This window comes from Streptomyces albipurpureus (assembly GCF_023701525.1).
Classification (GTDB): Bacteria; Actinomycetota; Actinomycetes; order Streptomycetales; family Streptomycetaceae; genus Streptomyces; species Streptomyces albipurpureus.
In genome coordinates this window covers 22,809-43,362 of the sequence record NZ_JAMQAW010000011.1, presented here as the reverse complement: position 1 = coordinate 43,362, position 20,554 = coordinate 22,809, and the positions used below count along the sequence as shown (strand labels likewise).

General features: G+C 68.9%; 20 protein-coding genes and 1 pseudogene. 16 read left to right on the top strand and 5 right to left on the bottom strand.

Annotated features, from left to right (window positions below):
* Positions 1 to 701 precede the first annotated feature (701 nt).
* The 6 genes from NBG84_RS14425 to NBG84_RS40630 all read left to right on the top strand — a co-directional run bounded on the left by NBG84_RS14425 (position 702) and on the right by NBG84_RS40630 (position 5,797).
* Entirely contained in the window at positions 702 to 1,871 is a 1,170-nt protein-coding gene (locus NBG84_RS14425; RefSeq protein WP_425608642.1) for an ROK family protein, read from the top strand.
* Positions 1,872 to 1,902: 31 nt separating this feature from the next.
* Positions 1,903 to 2,784, top strand: coding sequence for a Gfo/Idh/MocA family protein (locus NBG84_RS14420; RefSeq protein WP_250919822.1), 882 nt, complete (start codon positions 1,903 to 1,905; stop codon positions 2,782 to 2,784).
* Positions 2,785 to 3,470: 686 nt separating this feature from the next.
* The gene (locus NBG84_RS14415; protein ID WP_250919821.1) at positions 3,471 to 3,893 is read left to right on the top strand and encodes a hypothetical protein; all 423 of its coding nucleotides are present in this window, start codon (positions 3,471 to 3,473) and stop codon (positions 3,891 to 3,893) included.
* Between the two features lie 167 nt (positions 3,894 to 4,060).
* A complete protein-coding gene (locus NBG84_RS41535) occupies positions 4,061 to 4,726 on the top strand; it encodes a transposase family protein (protein ID WP_425608636.1) in 666 nt (221 codons plus the stop codon).
* 432 nt (positions 4,727 to 5,158) lie between these two features.
* Positions 5,159 to 5,638 carry a hypothetical protein gene (locus NBG84_RS14405; protein WP_250919819.1) on the top strand — a complete coding sequence of 160 codons (480 nt, stop codon included), beginning with the start codon at positions 5,159 to 5,161 and terminating at the stop codon, positions 5,636 to 5,638.
* Positions 5,639 to 5,662: 24 nt separating this feature from the next.
* The gene (locus tag NBG84_RS40630; RefSeq protein WP_285366728.1) at positions 5,663 to 5,797 is read left to right on the top strand and encodes a hypothetical protein; all 135 of its coding nucleotides are present in this window, start codon (positions 5,663 to 5,665) and stop codon (positions 5,795 to 5,797) included.
* 64 nt (positions 5,798 to 5,861) lie between these two features.
* On the opposite strand, the gene NBG84_RS14400 is transcribed toward NBG84_RS40630, so the two are convergent.
* Complete coding sequence (locus tag NBG84_RS14400) at positions 5,862 to 6,569, bottom strand: response regulator (protein ID WP_250919818.1); 708 nt, start codon at positions 6,567 to 6,569, stop codon at positions 5,862 to 5,864.
* Positions 6,566 to 7,762 carry a sensor histidine kinase gene (locus tag NBG84_RS14395; protein WP_250919817.1) on the bottom strand — a complete coding sequence of 399 codons (1,197 nt, stop codon included), beginning with the start codon at positions 7,760 to 7,762 and terminating at the stop codon, positions 6,566 to 6,568. The genes NBG84_RS14400 and NBG84_RS14395 overlap by 4 nt, the downstream gene beginning before the upstream one ends.
* A 180-nt stretch (positions 7,763 to 7,942) precedes the next feature.
* On the opposite strand from NBG84_RS14395, the gene NBG84_RS14390 reads away from it, so the two are divergent.
* The 4 genes and pseudogenes from NBG84_RS14390 to NBG84_RS41530 all read left to right on the top strand — a co-directional run.
* Positions 7,943 to 8,863, top strand: coding sequence for an ABC transporter ATP-binding protein (locus tag NBG84_RS14390; protein WP_250919816.1), 921 nt, complete (start codon positions 7,943 to 7,945; stop codon positions 8,861 to 8,863).
* Entirely contained in the window at positions 8,860 to 9,633 is a 774-nt protein-coding gene (locus NBG84_RS14385; RefSeq protein WP_250919815.1) for an ABC transporter permease subunit, read from the top strand. The genes NBG84_RS14390 and NBG84_RS14385 overlap by 4 nt, the downstream gene beginning before the upstream one ends.
* Positions 9,634 to 9,894: 261 nt before the next feature.
* Positions 9,895 to 10,266: a hypothetical protein gene (locus tag NBG84_RS14380; RefSeq protein ID WP_250919814.1), complete on the top strand. Its 372-nt coding sequence runs from the start codon at positions 9,895 to 9,897 to the stop codon at positions 10,264 to 10,266.
* Positions 10,178 to 10,516 (top strand): annotated as a pseudogene (locus NBG84_RS41530) (phosphotransferase family protein); the annotation flags it as partial. The gene NBG84_RS14380 and the pseudogene NBG84_RS41530, both read left to right, overlap by 89 nt.
* Before the next feature lie 29 nt (positions 10,517 to 10,545).
* On the opposite strand, the gene NBG84_RS14370 reads toward NBG84_RS41530, so the two are convergent.
* The 3 genes from NBG84_RS14370 to NBG84_RS14360 all read right to left on the bottom strand — a co-directional run bounded on the left by NBG84_RS14370 (position 10,546) and on the right by NBG84_RS14360 (position 13,932).
* Positions 10,546 to 10,959: an asparagine synthase-related protein gene (locus tag NBG84_RS14370; RefSeq protein ID WP_250919812.1), complete on the bottom strand. Its 414-nt coding sequence runs from the start codon at positions 10,957 to 10,959 to the stop codon at positions 10,546 to 10,548.
* Positions 10,960 to 11,105: 146 nt separating this feature from the next.
* Positions 11,106 to 12,749, bottom strand: coding sequence for a long-chain-fatty-acid--CoA ligase (locus NBG84_RS14365; protein ID WP_250919811.1), 1,644 nt, complete (start codon positions 12,747 to 12,749; stop codon positions 11,106 to 11,108).
* 301 nt (positions 12,750 to 13,050) lie between these two features.
* Positions 13,051 to 13,932, bottom strand: coding sequence for an SDR family NAD(P)-dependent oxidoreductase (locus tag NBG84_RS14360; protein ID WP_250920059.1), 882 nt, complete (start codon positions 13,930 to 13,932; stop codon positions 13,051 to 13,053).
* A 237-nt stretch (positions 13,933 to 14,169) separates the two neighbouring features.
* Here NBG84_RS14360 and NBG84_RS14355 point away from each other — a divergent pair, with 237 nt between their 5' ends.
* From NBG84_RS14355 to NBG84_RS14330, 6 genes are all read left to right on the top strand, one after another.
* Positions 14,170 to 15,363 (top strand): acyl-CoA dehydrogenase family protein, encoded by a 1,194-nt coding sequence (locus tag NBG84_RS14355; protein WP_250919810.1) that lies wholly within the window; start codon positions 14,170 to 14,172, stop codon positions 15,361 to 15,363.
* A complete protein-coding gene (locus NBG84_RS14350; protein WP_250919809.1) occupies positions 15,360 to 16,538 on the top strand; it encodes a CaiB/BaiF CoA transferase family protein in 1,179 nt (392 codons plus the stop codon). The genes NBG84_RS14355 and NBG84_RS14350 overlap by 4 nt, the downstream gene beginning before the upstream one ends.
* A gap of 28 nt (positions 16,539 to 16,566) precedes the next feature.
* Positions 16,567 to 17,730: an acyl-CoA dehydrogenase family protein gene (locus NBG84_RS14345; protein ID WP_250919808.1), complete on the top strand. Its 1,164-nt coding sequence runs from the start codon at positions 16,567 to 16,569 to the stop codon at positions 17,728 to 17,730.
* Positions 17,727 to 18,788: a phosphotransferase family protein gene (locus NBG84_RS14340; protein WP_250919807.1), complete on the top strand. Its 1,062-nt coding sequence runs from the start codon at positions 17,727 to 17,729 to the stop codon at positions 18,786 to 18,788. Before NBG84_RS14345 ends, NBG84_RS14340 begins: the two co-directional genes overlap by 4 nt.
* Before the next feature lie 251 nt (positions 18,789 to 19,039).
* On the top strand, positions 19,040 to 19,918 hold the full coding sequence (locus tag NBG84_RS14335) for an aspartate/glutamate racemase family protein (RefSeq protein ID WP_250919806.1): 879 nt from the start codon (positions 19,040 to 19,042) through the stop codon (positions 19,916 to 19,918).
* A gap of 120 nt (positions 19,919 to 20,038) precedes the next feature.
* Complete coding sequence (locus tag NBG84_RS14330; RefSeq protein ID WP_250919805.1) at positions 20,039 to 20,506, top strand: nuclear transport factor 2 family protein; 468 nt, start codon at positions 20,039 to 20,041, stop codon at positions 20,504 to 20,506.
* The last annotated feature ends 48 nt before the right edge of the window (positions 20,507 to 20,554 follow it).

Sequence of the window (20,554 nt, the reverse complement as noted above, 5' to 3'; positions counted from 1 at the left end):
CATCACCAGTAGCCGCATGAGTGCCACTAGGAGCGCGGCATCTGATGCGCCGCCCATCCGGCCCGGGCTGGGCTGGTCTCGGCTTCGGACCACAGGGCCCCCGCTGCGACTCCCTTCGCTCTCCCGGACCCGCCACCGTCCCGCATCGGCAGTACGCACACGAGGTGATGGGAACTGAACGACCTCGACCTCTTCTGGCTGCCCCTCGAACCAACCCCGTCGCCCCGCAGCAACTGCGCTGGACGAACGGGAACTCGAAAGGTCTCCGCGACCCAGATCTCGTCAGCTGATTCAGCATCCAGGCCTAGCCAGCACGGGCACCAACTACGGCGGAGGTCTTCAGCGGCTGAAGCAGGTAGGGAATGCGGTGGACATCGGGGGCGCCCCACCCGCGGTGCGGTCACGTCAACTTCGCGGGCAACGGGAAAGCGGCTGCGACGACTACCGAGGGGGCTGCGCTGCCATGCCGTACTAGGCCCTGTCCCGGCCAGTACTCACAATGCCGCTTCGCCCGGTGGCGTCGCTGCCGATCAAGGAGCCAGCAATGTTTTGATCATGCCGTCCTGCTTGTCCTGGAAGGTCTTGTACGCCTGCGGCCCCTCTTCGAGCGACAACCTGTGCGTGGCAAAGGCATCGACGCCCAGCGGGTCCTCGTCGGTGAGCAGCGGGAGGATGTCGTCGACCCAGCGTTTGACGTTGGCCTGACCCATCCTGAGCTGAATCTGCTTGTCGAACATGGTGAGCATCGGCACGGGGTCAGCCGCGCCGCCGTACACACCCGACACGGAGATGGTGCCGCCCCTACGCACCACGTCGATCGCCGCCCTGAAAGCGGCCAAGCGGTCCACGCCCACAGTTTCCATGAGCCGTTTTCCCAGAGCGTCGGGCAACAGCCCCACGGCCCCATGCGCGGCTTTCGCGACGGGCGCGCCATGTGCTTCCATGCCGACCGCGTCGATCACCGCGTCGGTGCCGCGTCCATAGGTGAGATCGACAGCCCGGAGCGAGTGCTCGACACCGTCGCCTCCTGGTTCCCGAGGCTGCTCGAAACCGCAGGCGCGAACGCGGCCGCAGTGTGCGGCATCGGTCTGTCGGTGCCCGGCCCCGTCGACTGGACCACGGGCACCGTCGTCCAGCCGCCGATCATGCCCGGCTGGGACCGCTACCCCATTCCCGTGCGGCTGCGGGAGGCGTACGCCCATCACGTCCGGGGCGCGAGCGACGACGTCCCCGTACTCGTGGACAACGACGCCAACCTCATGGCCTACGCCGAGCAGCGACGGCACTATCCCGACTGCGCGGCCTTCCTGCTCGTCAAGGTGTCCACCGGCATCGGCGCCGGTGTCGTCGTGGGAGGCGAACCGTACCGTGGCATCGACGGCGGGGCCGGCGACATCGGGCACATCCGGCTGCACGACCGCCCCGGCGCCCTGTGCATGTGCGGCTCCTACGGCTGTCTCGCCGCCGTGGCGAGCGGCCGGTCGATCGCCGTACAGCTCACCGATATCGGCATTCCCACCTCGTCAGGTTCCGATGTCCGCGCCCATCTGGCGGCGGGCCAGCCGGACGCCGTACGCCTGGCCCGCGAAGCCGGTCAGCAGGTCGGCGAGGTCCTCGTCACCGTCGTCACCTTGCTCAACCCGGGTGTCCTCGTCATCTCCGGCGACCTCGCAGGCAACCCCTTCGTCACCGGAGTCCGGGAATTGCTGTACCAGCGCGCCATGCCGCGCACCACCGCCCATCTCACCGTTGCGACATCCCAACTGGGTGAACAGGCGGGTCTGATCGGAGCCGCGGTCATGGTCGTGGAGCACCTCTACGCGCCGGGACAGGCCGACGCACGGCTCGCGGCCGCCACGCGATCTTCCTGACTCTCCGCCCCGCCCTACCCAGGAGCGCACCATGCCCCACTCCCCGCAGTCTCCTCCCGTCCGAGTCGGCCTCGTCGGCGCCGGCCCCTGGGCGCGGGCCATGCACGCCCGCAGCCTCGCCGCAGGGCCCGAGACCACCCTCGCGGGTGTGTGGGCGCGCCGACCGGAGGCAGCGGCGGAGACAGCCGCGCCCTACGGTGCGCCGGTCGCGGCCACCTTCGAGGAACTGCTCGACCTGAGCGAGGCGGTCGCGTTCGCCGTGCCCCCGGCCATTCAGGCAGAACTCGCCGTCCGAGCGGCCAGGGCCGGCAAGCCCATGCTGCTTGAGAAACCGCTTGGCCCCGACCTCGCGTCGGCCCGGGCGGTCGCCGACGCGGTCTCCGAACACCGGGTGGTCACCCAGCTCGTCCTGACCAAGCGCTACCACCCCGCCACACGTGCCTTCCTGCGTGCGGCCGAGGACATCACCGTCACCGGAGCGCGCTCCTGCTATCTCCACGGCGCCTTCCTCGACGGCGACCTGGCCACCGCCTGGCGACTGGAACACGGCGCTCTGCTCGACCTCGGCCCTCACCTCCTGGACCTGCTCGATGCCGCCATCGGCCCCATCACTACCGTCCGCAGCACCGGAGATCCACGCCGCTGGATCGAGCTGACCTGCGAGCACGCCAACGGAGCCGTCAGCCAGGCGTCCCTGTCCGGAGCCGTCCCGCTGCCCCGGGCCCGCACCCAGGTGGAGCTGTACGGCGCCAATGGCCCCCTCCTGTATGACACGGCCGGGCTAGATCACGAGGAGTGCTGGCCGGTGCTGCGACGGGAGTTCGCCGCCGCCGTACGCTCGGGGACCAGCCACGCCATCGACGCCCACCGCGGCCTGCGCATCCAGGAACTCCTGCATCAGGCGGTTGCCTAACGGTGGCGACCTCAAACGGCCAACGCATCACCGCTGGTCAGGAGCTGAGCATAGACCTCTGACGAGCCGGGCGGACACCGATTTCACACACTCAACCCTCTACGCGACCCTGCTTCAGGCGCCCCGTCACAGGTGCCGCACGTCGCGGACTACTCGGTCGAGGCACGACAACGGACCGTGGAGGAACGAGGACTGCTGGAACTCACCGCCCCCCGTGCTGGTGGCGACGCAACTTGCCTTCAACCAGGATGCGAGACCCATGGAACTGACAGTCGCCATCTACGAGGGAGACCGCTACTGATTCCGCGCCTCGACCATCGACTGAGGCAGGCCCGGCCGCTAGCCGCCGGGCGGCCCCAGCAGGTGACCACGGCGATTATGGGAGCGAGTTAAGTTCCTGGTGAGTCCTGGCTCGTGGAGGGTTGGCCTGGGCGTACACGGCTTGGGCCGTGCATCACATCAATGCAGCCGCGGCTCGCCAAGGCTGCTTTGCCTGGGCCATGGGAGCGAGCGTGAGCATAGGTGTGCGGCCCTGGGCCAAGCCCGGGAACGTGGGCAAGCGGCACAAGCACTGTAAGAAGTAGGGGTACGGCGGCCTCTCGGCCGCTCGGTCCCATGACCTGCCGGTGGCGCCTCCCGTGGGAGGCGCCACCGGCGCCGGGCACGAGGAAGAAGCGATCATGGGTATGGGACAGTTCGCTCTTCCGCTCGTCAGCGCACTGCTGCTCGGTGGGCTGCTCTTCCAGGTCATCCTGCTGGTCACGGGTGAGCCGGTGACCGTCGCGGGGATACGGAACCATCTGCGGGTGATCGGCTCAGCCGCTCTGGGCATTCTGGTACTGCCGCGCCCGGAGGCGGTCACCGCCACGCCGCGTTTCCTCGCCTTCGGCAAGGGCGATCGGGGCAGGGCCGACTGGACGGACGTCCGCGACATCACCGTACGCCGCAGCGCGGGCATCGACCGGGTGCGGGTGTCCCTGAGGGACGGGCGGAGCGTCTTTCTACGCGCCCCGATCTCCCTTCTGGACCGTCAATTCGTCCAGAAGACAGAGGAACTGCAGGACTTCCTGCAGACATCTCGCCTCAACTGCGGGGCTGATACGGACTGAGTCCGGTCTCCAGCAGGTGGTTCCCCCCAAGGTGTGCTCGAGACGTTGAGCGTTTCGCGACGCTCTGCGTCCGGTTCCGGGGCCACGTCGCTGCGGCCCGTGACGCCTGGCTCTATTCACGAGAGACGGCTCTGGCTCAGCTTTCGGGCTCTGTCGCGAATTTGGGGGTGGTTGGGCAGCCATCAGGCGTGACGAGTGGGGTGCAGGTCGCGGACCTTCTACTGCCTGGTGTCGGTGTGAAGGTCGACCAACTGGTGCTGACGGATGCGGAGGCCCGGGTCGCCGTGCGTTCACGGGCCGTGTCGGCGGCCTGTTCCGGATGCGGGCAGAGATCTTCGAGAGTGCACTGCTACTACCAGCGGACTCTTGCGGATCGTCCGGTCGCCGGCCGACGCGAACGCATCGAACTGCGAGCGCGTCGACTTGTATGCGGGAACCAGCACTGCGCCCGCCGGACGTTTGCCGAGCAGATACCTGCCCTGACCCGTCGCCACGCACGCCGCACGGACGCTCTCACCACCCAGCTCACCGACGTGGCCCTGTTCCTGGGCGGCCGGCCAGGAGCTCGCCTGTCCGAGCTCATGGCAATCGACACCTGCAAGGACACGCTGCTCCGGCTGATCCGGGCGCTTCCGCTCCCTTCATCGGGACTGGTGCCGCATCTCGGCGTCGACGAGTTCGCCGTTCGAAGGGGACGCACCTACGCGACGATCCTCGTCGACATGGCAACCCGCCGCCCGGTCGATGTCCTGGCCGACCGGGCCGCGGGTACCTTCGCGTCCTGGCTGCGGGATCACCCTGAGGTCCGGATCATCTGCCGCGACCGGGCCTGATCCTTCCGCGACGGGGCCCAGACCGGCGCTCCGCAGGCCAGACAGGTAGCCGATGCATGGCACCTTCTGAACAACCTGGCGCAAGCAGTCGAACGCGTCATTGGGCGGTATCGCGCTGACCCGCGACAACCCCTCACTTCCCACGACGACCGCATCGAAGACGGCCCACCCCATGAAGGCCACGACCGGGCAGAGCTGGACATCCACGGACGGCCGCGGCCTCTGGTCGCCCGCACTCGCGAACGCCACCAACTGATCCACGAACGCATCGAACGCGGTGACAGCCTTCGCGCTATCGCACGCGACCTCCAGCTCAGCCGCGGCACGGTCAACCGCTTCGCACGCGCCGCAGAAGTCGATGAACTTCTCATCGCAGCCATCCACCGGCCCACGCTGATCGACGATTACCGCCTCTACCTGCACCACCGCTGGATGGAAGGCTGCACCAATGCCTCGGCGCTCACCCGGGAGATCCGGCGGCTCGGCTACCACGGCGACGTCAACACCGTCCGCCGGCACCAGAAGCCCTACCGTAACGGTGCGATCCCGGCCACCGCCCCCTTGCCCCACTTGACCGTGCGCAGGGTCACCGACTGGATCATGCGTCGGCCCGAGCGCCTCACAGACGTTGAGCGAAAAGCTCTCGACGAACTGTGCGAGCGGAACCCCGCGCTGGCGACGACGCGCGGGCTGCGCCCTGGGTCGGGAGTGGCTTGCTGGTGGCGCGGGCACACCAGCCGGTACGGCGGTGGGTGTACCCAGGCGGTGGGTGTTGCGCTGCGGCTGCGGTGGCGGGTGCACAGCGCGCAGGCAAGAACTGGCTGCTGCCCTGCCACGAGCCGCTTCCAGAGCGCGGCCGCCTCGGTGTCGTGGGCGGTGTCGTTGCGGATGAGTGGGGCAGGGCGCGCGTGAGGTGGGGGAGTGGGGTGCGGCGAGGTGACGGGCCGCGTTGTGGTTGAGGTGGAGTTCGGCTGCCGGCAGGGTGCCGTGGCCGTGGAGGGCGATGCCGACACCGTGGAGGAGCTGGGGCAGCGTCAGCTGGTAGGCCGTAGCGCGGCGTTGGACATATGACGCGGTCGCCTCAAAGGGCAGCAGCCGCACGCGGAGCACGCCCGGTGCTGCTGACAGGGCCCCGTCAGGGGCCGATCGGTGGTCGTGCCACCGCAACCAGGCCACTCTCATACGCGACGATCACCAACTGGGCGCGATCCCGAGCGTCGAGCTTGGCCAGTAGATGGCTGACATGGGTCTTCACGGTGGCGATACCGAGGTACAGCCGCTCGGCGATCTCTGTATTGGACAGCCCACGGGCAATGAGCGCCAGAACCTCACGTTCGCGCTCGGTAACGCCGTCCAGGGTGCGCGGTAGCGGTCGCGTGGGCCCAGGCCTGCGGGCGAACTCTGCGATCAGGCGTCTCGTCACGGCCGGTGCCAGTAGGGCATCGCCGGCTGCGATGACCCGAACCGCCGCAAGCAGCTCGGCCGGGGGCGTGTCCTTGAGGAGGAACCCGCTGGCTCCCGCTCGCAGGGCGGCGTAGACGTACCCGTCCAGGTCGAACATGGTCAAGATCAGCACCTTGACGTTCGCTGTCTCGGGGGAGCCACAGATGTGCCGGGTCGCCTCGATGCCGTCCATTCCGGGCATACGGACGTCCATCAGGACCACGTCCGGTGGGTTCTGCCGGGCAGATCGCACCGCCTCGGTCCCGGTCGCTGCCTCCGCCGTCGTCACCAGACCAGGTTCCGCGTCGACGAGGACTCGTAGACTGCCGCGGAGCAGCACCTGATCGTCGGCGATCAGAACCTTCACGGGATTCGCGGATAGTTCCGGGCTCGGGGTCATGCGTTCTCCTTGTACGGCAGGGACACGCGTATCGCGAAGCCACCCTGCGGATGCGGTCCGGCGGTGAAGGTACCGCCGTACAGAGCGACGCGTTCGCGCATGCCGACGATGCCGTGACCACCGGGCGCCGTCGCGAGGATCGTCCCGTTGCCTCCGTCGTCGGTGATGTCGAGCCGAACTCGATGGCCGTCCGCATCGATCACCACCTGGCAACGCGCCGCCGCGCCGGCATGCTTGGCAACATTGGTGAGCGCCTCCTGCACGATGCGGTAGACGGCCAGCCCAACCCCATCAGGCAGACGTTCCACACCGCGCATCGTCAGCTGCGCACCCGCCGCCCCGACAAGCTCCGGCAGCGCAACTGCGCCGGGAACGGGGCCGAGAGCCGCAGACTGGTGTCCGCCCTCGGAGGTACGCAGCACACCAAGCATCCGACGCATGTCGTTCAGCGCGGTACGGCTCGTGTGCTCGATCACCCGCAGCGCGTCATACGCCTCCTGCGGATTGGTGGGCAGCACATGGTTGGCCACGCCGGCCTTGACCGCGATCAGACCCATGCTGTGGGTGACGACGTCATGGAGTTCGCGGGCGATCCGCAGACGCTCCTCCGTGGCGGCGCGCTGCGCGATGTGCTCGGCAACCCGAATGGCAACTGCGCGCTTCTGGTGTGCGGAGCGCCCCAGCTGCCAGGCGCCGAGGAGTGCGGCGAAGCCGAGCGGCAGCAGACCTGGACTGCCACGCCGCCCAAACGCCTCATCTGCGATCGCCCGTGCGGCAAGGTCGGCCAGGGCCAACGAGGCGATCGTCAGACCGGGCAGCCATCGCTGCCACCAACGGTGCAACGGCAGCCTGACGGCGACGATGTAGATGGCGAAGGACGCTGGCAGAAAGGGGTCCCACAACACATCACGTGCGACGGCCAAGACGCTCACCGCCAGCACGACTGCGAACACGGGCAACGGCCAGATCCGCCGTACGACGAGCGGCACGATAGCCGCGACGACGAGGGTGAGCTGCTCCCACGGCACCTCCAACGAGGGCGTGGCGGCGGCGGCACCGGTCGAACCGGTCAGCAACAGCGCGGCCAGGTAAGCGAAGACGAGCAGGCTGTCCAGGGCGATGCGCCGGCGCCGGCTCAGCCGCCGGGCCAGGATCGGATGATCGTCGGGGTCCATCGCGGTACCTGCTTGCACCGCTCGACCCTATCCAGGTGTATGGCTGATGCGCCTCCCCCCGGCGGCCGTGACGGTCGCTCCGCCCACAGGGGGATGCGTGGGCGCAGTTGACGCCCTGGCTCCCCTTGGAGGCGGAGGAAGGAGGGTCAGCGTCCAGCCGGATGCGCAGGCCGCCGTGGGTCGCAGACCATCACCAGCATGATCGAAGCTAACGACCTGACCAAGCGCTTCGGGAGATGCACCGCTGTGGACGGGCTTTCCTTCCAGGTGCAGCCCGGCCGTGTCACGGGATTTCTGGGACCCAACGGCGCAGGAAAGTCGACCACGATGCGCATGATGCTGGGCCTTGACCGGCCCACGAGCGGGACGGTCAGCATCGACGGCGTGCCATACCAACGGCTGTCCGACCCATTGCGCACGGTGGGTGCCTTGCTCGATGCCAGAGCTGTGCACCCACGCCGGACCGCACTGAACCACCTGCGAATTCTGGCTCGCAGCAATGGAATCCCGGCACGCCGGGTACGGGAGGTGATCGAGCTGACCGGGCTGTCGAGCGTCGCGCACCGACAGGCCAGGACGTTTTCCCTCGGCATGAGTCAACGGCTGGGAATCGCCGCGGCGCTGCTGGGTGACCCCGCCATCCTGGTGCTCGACGAGCCTGTCAACGGGCTCGACCCGGAAGGCGTCCTGTGGATTCGGAAGCTCATGCGGGACCTGGCGACGCAGGGGCGCACCGTCTTCGTGTCCAGCCATCTGATGAGCGAGGTGGCACTCAGCGTCGACCACCTCATCATCATCGGCCGCGGTCGACTGCTCGCGGACACCAGTATGACCGCCTTCATCGACCAGCAATCGGACGCGGGGGTGCAGGTGCGAACACCGGAGCCGCAGCGACTGCACGATGTGCTGGCCGGAGCCGGAATCACGGTCACCGCCTGCGCCGACGGCAGTCTTCAGGTGGCCGCCGAGGCTGAGCGGATCGGCGTACTCGCCGCGGCGCATGCGGTGACGGTACATGAGGTGAGACGGAACACAGCCTCTCTCGAAGAGGCGTTCATGCGCCTCACCGCCGACACGGTCGTCTACCGGGCAGAGCAGTCAAGGGGAACGCATCGATGACCAGCAACACGCCCCGCGCGGTGTTCGCCGCCGAGTGGACCAAGATGTGGAGCATCCGGTCGACCAGCCTCACTTTGCTGTTGACGCTAGTCCTCAGCACCGGAGTCAGTACCCTCATCGGGTTCAGCTACCGCGATAGCCTTGAGGACGTCATCAACTTCGATTCGTTGTTCGTGGGACTGTACGGTGTGACGCTCGGACAGCTCGCACTGGTCGTATTCGGTGTGCTCATCGTCGGTTCCGAGTACTCTTCGGGGTCGATACGGGCCTCGCTCGCAGCAGTGCCCCAACGTGGGCTGTTTTTCAGCGGCAAGATCCTCGCGGGCACACTCGTCGCCCTCGTTTGCTCCATGTGCACCGTCATCGTCACGTTCATCAGCGCCCAAGCGGCGTTCGGACCCCATGGAACCACTCTCAGCAGGGACGATGTCCCGATCGCGCTCGTCGGTGCAGTGGTCTATCTGACCCTGATCTGCGGCTTCTCCATGGGAGTGGCGACCATCGTGCGCAGCTCGGCCATCTCGCTGGGTGTACTGCTTCCGCTGTTGTTCCTCGGTTCACAGGGCTTGGGCAACATTCCCGCGCTCAAGCCCGTTCTCCAGTACCTGCCCGATCAGGCCGGCATGGAACTGATGCGCATTGCTTCACCACCCGACGACACCAGCGTCGGTCCCGACTACGGCCCCGGGATCGCGCTCGTCATCCTGTCGGCTTGGACTGCCGCCGCCCTGATCGGCGGCTATCTGGTCTTGCGCCGGCGGGATGCCTGACAGTCGAATCCCGTCCAGCGGGGGTCAACCGTTGCCGCTCTTCGACCGGTGTACGGCACCTTCAACCGCGTGAACGTCATCTCCAACAGCTCGCTGGCAGCGCCCAATCCGCTCACATCGGATCCAACAGCTCAGCCGCGGCCTCCACCACGTCACCCACGCCCTCCACCAGTCCCAGCTCCCCGAGCCCGCCACCCGCGAACTCCTCGAACTGACCAGCGACTACCAAGTCCTCGACGCAGGCGCGCTACCGTCTCCCCAGTGACCACCCAGCGCAGCGATTCTGAGTCTTCCGTCCGGGACGCCTCTCGCGAACTCGGCATCTCCACCCGCGGCATGACCGAGATACGCAGCCACGCCACCGACGTCTACCACCTCCCGGAGATCAACGCCGTCGCCCGGGTGAGACCCATCACGGAAGCCGCGCACGTCACCAAGATCGTCGCGCTCCTGAGATGGCTCACCGGACGCGGGTTCCCCGCCGTCGAACCGCTGGCACCACCGGTCACCACCACCGCCCACATCGTGACCTTCTGGGTGCACTATCCCCAACGGGACACACCACCACCTGCCCACGCCACCGATCGCCCTGCCCACCTATCAACCACTCACCTCACTCAGGTCCGCCGTTGAGGTCAGCATCTGTCTCGACCCTGCGCAGCGGCAATGGCTCACCACCGCGGTCGACGACGCACTCCACGCCTACCGACACCTTGAGTTCCCCCTCGGGCACGGATTCATCCACGGCGACGCCTACCCCGGTAACACCCTCTGGGACGGCGACAACGTACGACTCGGCGACTGGGACGAAGCCGCATACGGACCCCGCGAACTCGACCTCGCCAACACCGTCCAAGGCACCCGCTTCGGACGAACCCCCCAACAGATCACCGACTTCACCAACAGCTACGGCTACGACCCCACCCCATGGCCCCGACTGCGCGTCCTCACCCACATGCGCGACCTCCACACACTCGGCTCCTTACCGTCGAGAACCCGATGGGTGATACCGCCGACCTCGGCCGCGACACGGCGGGCGTAGCGGACATCGTCGTCCTGTGCCATGACCGCGTCGGTGTAGGTGAGGGCCGACAGCCCTCGCGCTGCGGCTGCCAGGCAGGTGACGAGGCTGCTGTCCACTCCACCGGACAGGTCGGCCGACAGGGCCTCATAGCGGTGCGCGCGGCGGGTGACCGCGGTGACCAGAGCACCGCGAAGCTGCCGCGCCCCCTCCACGAGATCGAGCTGCGGCCGTTCGGCGGGGACTTCCACGACGCGCGGCGCGTGACCAGGAGTGAGGACCAGAGCGTGTCGCGCAGCATGCACTCCGGTTCGTCGCGCAGCCCGATGTGTAGGGCTACAGGGCCCCGTTCCAATTCTCTGTTGCACGGAAGGGTATTCTGTTGGTACCGAAGCGAGGGGAGCCCGCTCGACCGGAGCCGACGGGGATCCCTGCGGTCGGCACGGCCGATTCACGGGCGCTGGACGTTCAGCTTCCCCTCTGCGTAGTTCGCGCGCATGCGCTTCTTGTCGAACTTGCCGACGCTGGTCAGCGGCAGCTCGTCGAGCTCCACCCAGCGCTCGGGTATCCACCACTTGGGCACCGAGCCGAGCAGGGTGTCGCGCAGGTCGGCCAGGGTCGTCTCGGCGCCGTCGCGCATCACGACCAGGACGCACGGGCGTTCGTCCCAGCGGTCGTCGGGCACTCCGATCACCGCCGTCTGGAGTACGTCGGGGTGCCGGGCGATGGTGAGTTCCAGCTCGTTGGAGGAGATCCACTCGCCGCCGGACTTGATGACGTCCTTGGCCCGGTCGGTGAGGGTCGCGTACCCGAGTGGGTCGAGCGTGCCGACGTCCCCGGTGCGCAGCCAGCCGTTCCGGAACCTGTCGTCGGATTCGAGGCCGTAGTACGAGTCGGCGATCCAGGGCCCGCGGAGTTCGAACTCGCCGACCGCGTACCCGTCCGCGGGCAGGATCTCGCCGGTGTCCGGCTGGACGAGGCGGATCTCCACACCGGCGAGGACGCGGCCCTGGCCGTCGGCGCGGCGCTCCGGGTCAGTGTCCTCCTCGGTCCGTGGCGGCCGGTTCATCGTGATGAGCGGCGAGGTCTCCGTCATGCCCCAGCCCTGCAGCGCCGCCACCCCGTAGCGGTCCAATCCGGCGCGCAGCGTGCGCGGGATGGGCGCGCCTCCGAGGATGACGCGGTTGAGCGTCTTTAGGTCGCGCGACGGGTCCGCGTCCGCGTAGTTGAGGATCTCGTTCCAGACGGTGGGCACGCCGTTGGAGAACGTCGGCTGGTAGCGCTCGATCGCCTCGACCACGGTCGCGGGGTCCACGTGGCGGTTGCACAGCAGCAGATCGCCACCGGCCCAGAACGTTGCGAACGGGTAGCCCCACGCGTTGGCGTGGAACATCGGCGTGATGATGTAGCCGCAGTCCCGCGAGTTGAGCGCGACGGCGTTGGCCGTGCACAGCGACATCGCGTGGAGCCAGATCGACCGGTGACTGTAGGCGACTCCCTTGGGGTCGCCGGTGGTCCCGGTCGTGAAGCACAGGGTCGCGGGGGCCTTCTCGTTGACCTCGGGCCACGGGAAGTCGGTCGGCTGCCCGGCGACGACGTCTTGGTAGCGCAGCACCTCGCCGGGCCAGGCACCCAGGGCGCCGTCCTCGAACCCGCCGACCACGACGACCACGCGGACGGTGGGCAGTCGGTCGGCGATCTCCGCGAGGCGGTCGAGGAACGAGGCGTCCGCGATCACGACTTCGTCGGCGGCTTGGTTGATGGTGAACACGAGCTGTTCCGCGGACAGGCGCGGGTTGATCGTGTGCAGCAGCGCGCCCATGGCCGGGACCGCGAAGTACGCCTCGAAGTGCTCGCGGGTATTCCACAGGAACGAGCCCACGACGGAACCGGCCCGGACCCCCAGCGCCTGGAGGCCACGAGCGAGGGCCGCCACCTGCCCGGCCACGTCGCCGTAGAGCATTTCGGAGGCGTCGGCACCGACCGTCCGGACCGACCGCCGGGAATGCCAGGTCGAGCCGTGCCGGAGGATGTTGGCGACGGTGAGGTCGCCGTCGCCGATGTTGCCCAGGGGGTGGCTCGACGGGTGGCTCACAGATGTTCTCCTTCGCATGATCCGGCTGAGTTGGCTGATCGGGCTGTGGTACCTGTAGCAACAGCGATCGGTGCGACGTCCGGGGCGGCTAAGCGCACGGCGCCGTTGGCTGGACGACGGACAGCGGTCGTTGAGTATGCCCACGGGTGCGCATAGCAGAACTTAATTCTGTCTTGAGGAATTCTCCCGGTCAATAAGCGCCGAGTGAACGTCTTTGTACTGAATGCCTCTTCCGTCCGTGCGATGCGCGGCACCGGGCGGGGCGGCTTACTCGGCGGGGGATGGAAGCACGGCTTGGGGGTCAGGCGCGCCAGAGTTCGGCGCCGGACCGGACCACCGGCAGCTGGGGCACGACGGCGTGCCGGGACAACCTCGTGACTGCGAAGCCTAGTTCGGCGATGTCGGCGGCCGAGATCATCTCCTCGGGCGCGATCCGGTCGTGCGTCCAGGCGCTCATGTCGGTGTTGACATAGCCCGGGCAGATCGCGGTGGCCGAGACGCCGTGCGCGGACTCCTCGGTGTTGACGGAAGCACACAGGGCGACCAGTGCGGCCTTGCTGGCGGCGTACGCGGCCAGGCCGGGCTCGGGTGCGAGCGCGGTCAACGAGGACACCGCGATGATCTTCGTTCCGGTCACCGGCTGCTGCGCGGCGGTTGCCCGCAGCAGGTCGAGGGATTCGCCGATGAGCAGGAACGGGGACCGGATGTTCACCGCGAACTGCTTGTCGAAGCGCTTGAGCGGATAGCCCGCCACCGGCGCGGCGGAGCCCACTCCAGCGCTGATCACCAGGGCGTCCAGGCGGCCGAAGTACTCGGCGTGCGCCGCGGCGACCCGCCGTACGTCCTTCTCGGCCGCCATGTCCCCCGGCGCCGTCTCGACCCGGACGCCCAGCTCGGTCAGGTGCTTGGCGGCCTCGTCGAGCGTGAGCGCGTCACGGGCGCTGAGGGTCAGGTCGTAGCCTTCGGACGCCAGCCGGTGGGCGATCGCATAGCCGATGCCGCGCGAAGCTCCCGTCACCAGGGCTGCCGGGCGCGTTTCGAGCGTGGGTGCGGTGTCCACGGTGGTACCTCTCTTCGGGGCGGCCGGTTTCCGCGCGTGGTCGGCGCGGCACGCGTTCGCGTCGGTGGTGAGCTCCGCGTCCGGCCCCGCGCCGACCGGTGGCGACCTCGTGATCGTGATCATCGCCACGCCGCCGTCGCCTTTCAGGGCCTCGGCCTGCTCCCCTTCGGCCTGGCACGGCACAGAACTTCCGCAAGTGACTTACTTATCGCTCGCTCAGTGGCGACACTAGGGGGCGCCCATGCGCCCGTCAAGTCCGGTCGGCGAAGGGTTGACCGGAAGAAGGCAATCGCCTACCTTCCTGCACATTCCCACTGAGCGAGCGATCGGTAAACTCGCCGCAGAGATCCGAGGACTGTGATGGCGATCGACTTCACTCTGGAACCGCACCTCGCGGACCTTCGCGAACGCATCGCAGGGTTCGTCCGCGAGACCGTAATGCCTGCGGAGGAGGCCCTGCTCGCCAGCCAGGCCGCGCCGGACGACGGCCTGCGCGCCAGGCTCCAGCAGGCCGCACGCGAGGCAGGTTTGTTCGCCCCGACCGTCGCTTCGGAGCTGGGCGGGCTCGGCCTGGACATGCGCGGCCAGTCGGTCGTCCTGGAGGAGGCCGGATACAGCCTGCTCGGCCCGCTCGCCCTGAACTGCGCGGCGCCCGACGAGGGCAACATGCACCTGCTGGAGAAGGCCGCCACGCCCGCGCAGCGCGAGAGGTTCCTCCGCCCGCTGGCGGTCGGGCAGGTGCGCTCGTGCTTCGGCATGACCGAGCCGGCCCCGGGCGCCGGGTCCGATCCGGCGCAGCTCACCACTACCGCCCGCCAGGATGGCGACGAGTGGGTCATCGACGGACTCAAGCGCTTCATCACCGGCGCCGACGGTGCGGCGTTCGCCATCGTCATGGCCCGCACCGGAGGCGGTGACCGCTCGCCTGAGGCGACGATGTTTCTCGTCCCGACGGACACCCCCGGGTACACGCTGGAACGCCACATGCCCACGCTGGACAACGGCTTCGTCGGCGGGCACTGCGAACTCCGGTTCGACGGTCTGCGCGTCGGTGACAACGCGGTACTGGGGGAGCCGGGCAAGGGCTTCGCATACGCCCAGATACGGCTCGCTCCGGCGCGGTTGACCCACTGCATGCGCTGGCTCGGCGTCGCACGGCACGCTCACGACATCGCCGTCCGCTACGCCGCGAACCGCACCGCGTTCGGCAGTCGCCTCGGCGACCTCGGCATGACGCAGGCCCACATCGCGGACAGCGAGATCGACTTGGCGGCGGGCCGCGCGCTGATCCGCGAGGCCGCCTGGGTGCTCGACACCGGCGCTTCCGGCAAGCGCGAGACGTCCATCGCGAAGACGTTCGTGGCCGAAGCCGTCGGGCGGGTCGTCGACCGCTCGATCCAGATCTGCGGCGGGCTCGGCGTCTCCGGCGATCTCCCGCTCGCAGCGTACCTGCGCGAAGTCCGTGCCTTCCGCATCTACGACGGGCCCTCCGAGGTGCACCGCTGGTCGCTCGCCCGGCGAGCCATCCGCGCTGCCAGGCAGGACGGCGCATGACCGGGTGGGACGCGCGGCCAGCATCCGGACCGGGACCGCTGCACGGCGTCCGCGTCCTGGAGATCGCGAGCCTCGCGCCCGCGCCGTTCGCGTGCATGGTCCTCGCAGACCTCGGAGCGGACATCCTGCGCATCGACCGGGTCACCGATGTCGACGACCGTCCGCAGCCGACCGGCGACCCGCTCCACCGCGGCCGACGCTCGGTGGCGGTGGACCTCAAGAACCCCGACGGCGCCGCGCTCGTGCGCCGACTCGCGGCCACGGCGGACGTGTTCGTCGAAGGTTTCCGTCCCGGTGTGACGGAACGCCTCGGGATTGGGCCCGCCGACCTCCGGGCCGCCAACCGGCGCCTGGTGTACGGACGCATGACCGGCTGGGGCCAGACCGGCCCGCTCGCCCACCGCGCGGGCCACGACATCAACTACATCGGGCTCGCGGGCGCCCTCGAACCCATCGGCCGCGCCGGCGAACGTCCGGTGCCGCCGCTGAACCTGGTCGGCGACTTCGGCGGCGGCGGCATGCTGCTCGCCGTCGGTATCCTCGCCGCGCTCTACGAACGCGAGCACTCCGGCCTGGGCCAGGTGGTCGACGCGGCCATGGTCGACGGCGCCGCGCTGCTCACCGCACCCCTGCACGGGCTGCGCGCCACCGGCCAATGGGACAACCCTCGCGGGCACAACCTGCTGGACGGCGGTGCGCCGTTCTACGACACCTACGAGACGGCCGACGGCCGGTACATGGCGGTGGGCGCGCTTGAACCGAACTTCTACGCGCAACTGCTGGCCGGGCTCGGGCTAGCCGACGCGAACCTGCCCGAGCAGGACGACCGCGACCGGTGGTCCGAACTACGGGCCCGCTTCACCGCCGCGTTCGCGACGCGTACCCGCGACGAGTGGACGGCGGTCTTCGACGGCACCGATGCCTGCGTGACACCCGTCCTCAGCCCCTGGGAAGCCCACCTGCACCCCCACAACGCGGCGCGCGGTGTCTTCACCGACCTCGTCGGCTCGCGCCAGCCCGCACCCGCGCCGCGACTCGAGCGCACCGCGGGCACGGTCGGCACCCCCGCCCCGGCGCCCGGCCAGGACACGGCGGCCGCCCTGCTCGCCTGGGGCGTCGACGCCGGTGCCGTGGCTGACCTGACCGCGCGCGGCGCCGTCGCCGAACGTCCCTGACCTGCGCCCGTCCTAAGGAGCACCATCCGTGCAACGCACGCTCTACGACAGAGACCACCAGGACTTCCGGGCGATGGTCCGGCAGTTCGTCGCTCGTGAGGTCGTTCCGAACCAACAACGGTGGGAGCAGGAACGCCTCATCGACCGGTCGGTGTGGACGGCAGCCGGGCGGCAGGGCCTGCTCGGCATCGCCGTGCCCGGCGAGTACGGCGGCGCGGGTCAGGACGACTTCCGCTACCGCTCGGTCGTGAAGGAGGAACTGGCCCGGGTAGGCGCCGCGTCACTGGCGGCCGGCTTCGCCATCCAGGACGACATCGTCCTGCCCTACCTGCTCGACCTCGCCACCGACGAGCAGAAGCAGCGCTGGCTTCCCGGCATCTGCGCGGGCGAGGCGGTCACGGCGATCGCCATGACCGAGCCCGGAGCCGGCAGCGACCTGCAAGGCATTCGGGCCACCGCCCGACGGGAGGGCGACGGCTGGATCATCGACGGCGCGAAGACCTTCATCACCAACGGCATCCACGCCGACCTCGTCATCCTGCTCACCCGCACCGACCCCGACGCCGGGGCGAAGGGCATGAGCCTGTTCGCAGTCGAACGCGACACCCCGGGCTTCACGCGGGGGCGCAAGCTCGACAAGGTGGGCCTCCACGCGCAGGACACCGCGGAACTCTTCTTCGACGGGGTCCGGGTCCCGGCCGCGAACCTCATCGGGACGGAGGGCCAGGGCTTCATCCACCTCGTGGAACGGCTCCCGCGCGAACGCCTGTCGATCGCCGTGGCCGCGCAGTGCGCCATCGAGGCGGCGCTGGACTGGACCCTGGACTACTGCGCCGAGCGAACCGCGTTCGGCCAGCCGATCCGGGACTTCCAGCACAGCAGGTTCCTGCTCGCCGAACTGGTCACCGAGGCGGAGGTGACCAGGGCGTACCTCGACTCCGCGATCCTCGCGTTGAACGCCGGGACGCTCACGGCGGTCGACGCCGCCAAGGCCAAGTGGTGGGCCACCGAACTCCAGACCAAGGTCGTCGACCGCTGCGTACAACTGCACGGGGGCTACGGCTACATGCTGGAGTACCCCATCGCGAGGGCCTTCCTCGACTCCCGTATCCAGACCATCTACGGCGGCACGACCGAGATCATGAAAGAGATCATCGGCCGCGACCTGGCGAAGCGAAAGGCTGTGCGATGACCACCGGTTCCGGCCCCGTCACCAGCCCTCCCGGACTCGAACTCGGCGCTCTGGGGGAGTACTTCCAGGTGCACGTCCCCGGCTACCGGGGATCGCTGCGCGCCGAAGTCGTCGCGGGCGGCCGATCCAACCTCACCTACCGGGTGACGGACGGCGGCAGTACCTGGGCCGTCCGCCGCCCGCCCCTGGGCGGTCTCACCCCGTCGGCGCACGACATCGGCCGCGAACACCGGGTGACGTCCGGACTGCGCGGCAGCGGCGTCGCGGTCGCCGAGGCCGTCGCGTACTGCGACGGCACCGACGTCATCGGTGCGCCGTTCAGCGTCGCGGCGTGGGTCGACGGCCGCGTCCTGCGCACCCGCGCCGACGCCGACGCGCTGACCGTCGACGACCTCGCGCGGTGCTCGGACGGCCTGCTGGACCAGCTGGTACGCCTCCACGCCGTCCCGTATCGTGAGTTCGGCTTGGAGACTCTCGGCCGCCCGGACGGCTACCTGCGGCGGCAGCTCACCCGCTGGCGTGCTCAATGGGACCTGGTCGCCACCCGCCCGCTGCCCACGGTCGGCGCTCTCTTCGCGGCGTTGGACGCGGCGATGCCCGGCACCGGCGAATCGTCGATCGTCCATGGCGACTTTCGCGTGGACAACACCATCCTCGACCCCGACGACCTGTCCCGGGTCCGCGCGGTCGTCGACTGGGAGCTGTCCACCCTCGGCGACCCGCTCGCGGACCTCGCCACGTTCCTCGTCTACCGCGACCCGGCCGTCGACGCGCTCCTGGACGGTCCCGCGGCCACCGCCCCCGGATTCCCGATCCAGTCGCAACTGGCGGAGAGGTACGCCCGGTCGAGCGGACGGGACATCACGCAGTTGTCGTTCTACCTCGCTCTGGCGTATTTCAAGGTCGCCGTCATCGCCGAGGGCGTTCACTCCCGGTACACCCAGGGCATCACGGTGGGCTCCGGTTTCGACCGCGCAGGCGCGTCGGTCCCGCAAATCATCGACGCGGGTCTCGCCGCGATCGGCGGACCGGGGGCGGAGCGATCGCCGGAGCCCTGACGACACTTCGGAGGCGGTCGGCACCCCCTGGCGGCCGCGTCCCCGGAGCGGCGCGAGAGAGGCTCGACGAACCCCTCGACGCGGATGCGAGAACAGAGCTAGATCTCTGGGTAGTAGATGTTAGATCTGGAGAGCAGAATTGATGCTCGGTCTGGTTCCCGGCGTCAGACACGGCGCGCTCCTTGATCGAGTTTCCGAGCCGACCGTATCCATCCGCAGTCCCGCAATGCGCGCAACCCTAGGAGCATCTGATGATCAAGCGCATCGCCTACCTCACCTCGCCGGGTCCGACCGACCGGCGCGGCGTCGCGCCCGGGATCGTCACCCCCGGTTTCCAGATGGAGTTCGTGCAGATCGGCACCCCGACGCTGGTGAACGATCCGGCCGACTTGATGATCACCGACCTGGCGTATGTCGAAGCCGCCATGCGCGCGCAGCGGCAAGGGTTCGACGGCATCGTGATCGGGGCGGTCGCCGACTACGGCCTCTGCACGATACGCGCCTCCGTCGACATCCCGGTCTTCGGCTGCGGGCAGGCCGGCCTGCTGACCGCGGCCGGCATCGGCGACAAGTTCGGCATCGTCACCATCTGGCCGGAGACCACGGCGTTCACGTACGACCGGATCCTGCGTGACAACCCGGTCGGCCGCCAGTGCGTGTCGGTCCGCTACGTGAGCACCGTTGCCGAGCAGGCTGAGATCGCCGACGAAGACGGCTTCTACCAGCAGATGCAGGCCGGGCGGGAAGGCATGATGCTCCGCATTCTCGCCGAGATCGAGGCCGCGGTCGCCGAGGGCGCGCAGTCGATCGTGCTCGGCTGCAACTGCATGAGCCCGGTCGCCAGCATCCTCGCCGCGCGCTCCTCGGTGCCGGTGATCGACCCGACGGCGGCGGGCTACCGGTCCCTGGAGTCGATGCTGCTCCTCGGCCTGACGCACGCCAAGGATCCACGGCTGCCCGCGGTTTCCGAGCGGGGTCCCGCCTTCGCCGAGGCGGTTGCGGCCGTGGTGGGCACGCTCGACGAGCCCGAGGAGTGCCCGGTCTGCGTGCTCGACGAATACGGCAACGCCTCCTGCGAGGCCCCCAGCCACGAGGCCGCACCGACGTCCGCCGACGGTACGGCGCAGTGATCGCGAAGTCCGGTGATGCCACGAGCTTTTCGCGCGGCAACCGGAACGCCGGCCGAACGAATCGGCTCGGCGCACGACGTGGACCCGACGGGTCGACGGAGATATCGGAAGGGAACGCCCGTGGCTGACAACGCACTTGATGTGAAGGACCGTCTCGGCATCATCGATGGCTGCACGCGGATGGCGCTGTACATCGACCACCATCGCTGGGACGAGCTCGGTACGCTGTTCACCGACGTCATCGACCGCGACTACACCGGCATCTTCGGTGGCGAGCCGGAGCGGGTGACCCGCGAACAGTTCATCACCCGCGTCAGCAAGCGGATGCCCAACTTCGCGGCGACACAGCACCTGGTCTCCGGCCATATCGTCACGGGTTCGGGTGATGAGGCCCACTGCACGTCGCAGGTGCAGGCGGCGCACTACCTGCCGACCACGACCGGTGATCCGATGTGGACCTGCGGCGGCCAGTACGACCTGCGACTGGTGCGGACCGACGGCACCTGGCTCATCAGCTCCGTCACCGCGACGCAGCGCTGGTGCACCGGGAACTTCGAAGTCATGCGCCTGGGCCTGGGCATCCGCTGATGCGGTCTCCCGCGGCGGGATCGAGTGTCGCGACCAGGTACGTCGGTC

Bases quoted from the DNA above. Each gene is read 5' to 3' on its own strand.
- NBG84_RS14420 (WP_250919822.1), top strand. From the start codon at position 1,903: ATGCCCCACTCCCCGCAGTCTCCTCCCGTCCGAGTCGGCCTCGTCGGC.
- NBG84_RS14415 (WP_250919821.1), top strand. From the start codon at position 3,471: ATGGGACAGTTCGCTCTTCCGCTCGTCAGCGCACTGCTGCTCGGTGGG.
- NBG84_RS14405 (WP_250919819.1), top strand. From the start codon at position 5,159: ATGGAAGGCTGCACCAATGCCTCGGCGCTCACCCGGGAGATCCGGCGG.
- NBG84_RS14400 (WP_250919818.1), bottom strand. From the start codon at position 6,569: ATGACCCCGAGCCCGGAACTATCCGCGAATCCCGTGAAGGTTCTGATC.
- NBG84_RS14390 (WP_250919816.1), top strand. From the start codon at position 7,943: ATGATCGAAGCTAACGACCTGACCAAGCGCTTCGGGAGATGCACCGCT.
- NBG84_RS14385 (WP_250919815.1), top strand. From the start codon at position 8,860: ATGACCAGCAACACGCCCCGCGCGGTGTTCGCCGCCGAGTGGACCAAG.
- NBG84_RS14360 (WP_250920059.1), bottom strand. From the start codon at position 13,932: ATGATCACGATCACGAGGTCGCCACCGGTCGGCGCGGGGCCGGACGCG.
- NBG84_RS14355 (WP_250919810.1), top strand. From the start codon at position 14,170: ATGGCGATCGACTTCACTCTGGAACCGCACCTCGCGGACCTTCGCGAA.
- NBG84_RS14350 (WP_250919809.1), top strand. From the start codon at position 15,360: ATGACCGGGTGGGACGCGCGGCCAGCATCCGGACCGGGACCGCTGCAC.
- NBG84_RS14340 (WP_250919807.1), top strand. From the start codon at position 17,727: ATGACCACCGGTTCCGGCCCCGTCACCAGCCCTCCCGGACTCGAACTC.
- NBG84_RS14335 (WP_250919806.1), top strand. From the start codon at position 19,040: ATGATCAAGCGCATCGCCTACCTCACCTCGCCGGGTCCGACCGACCGG.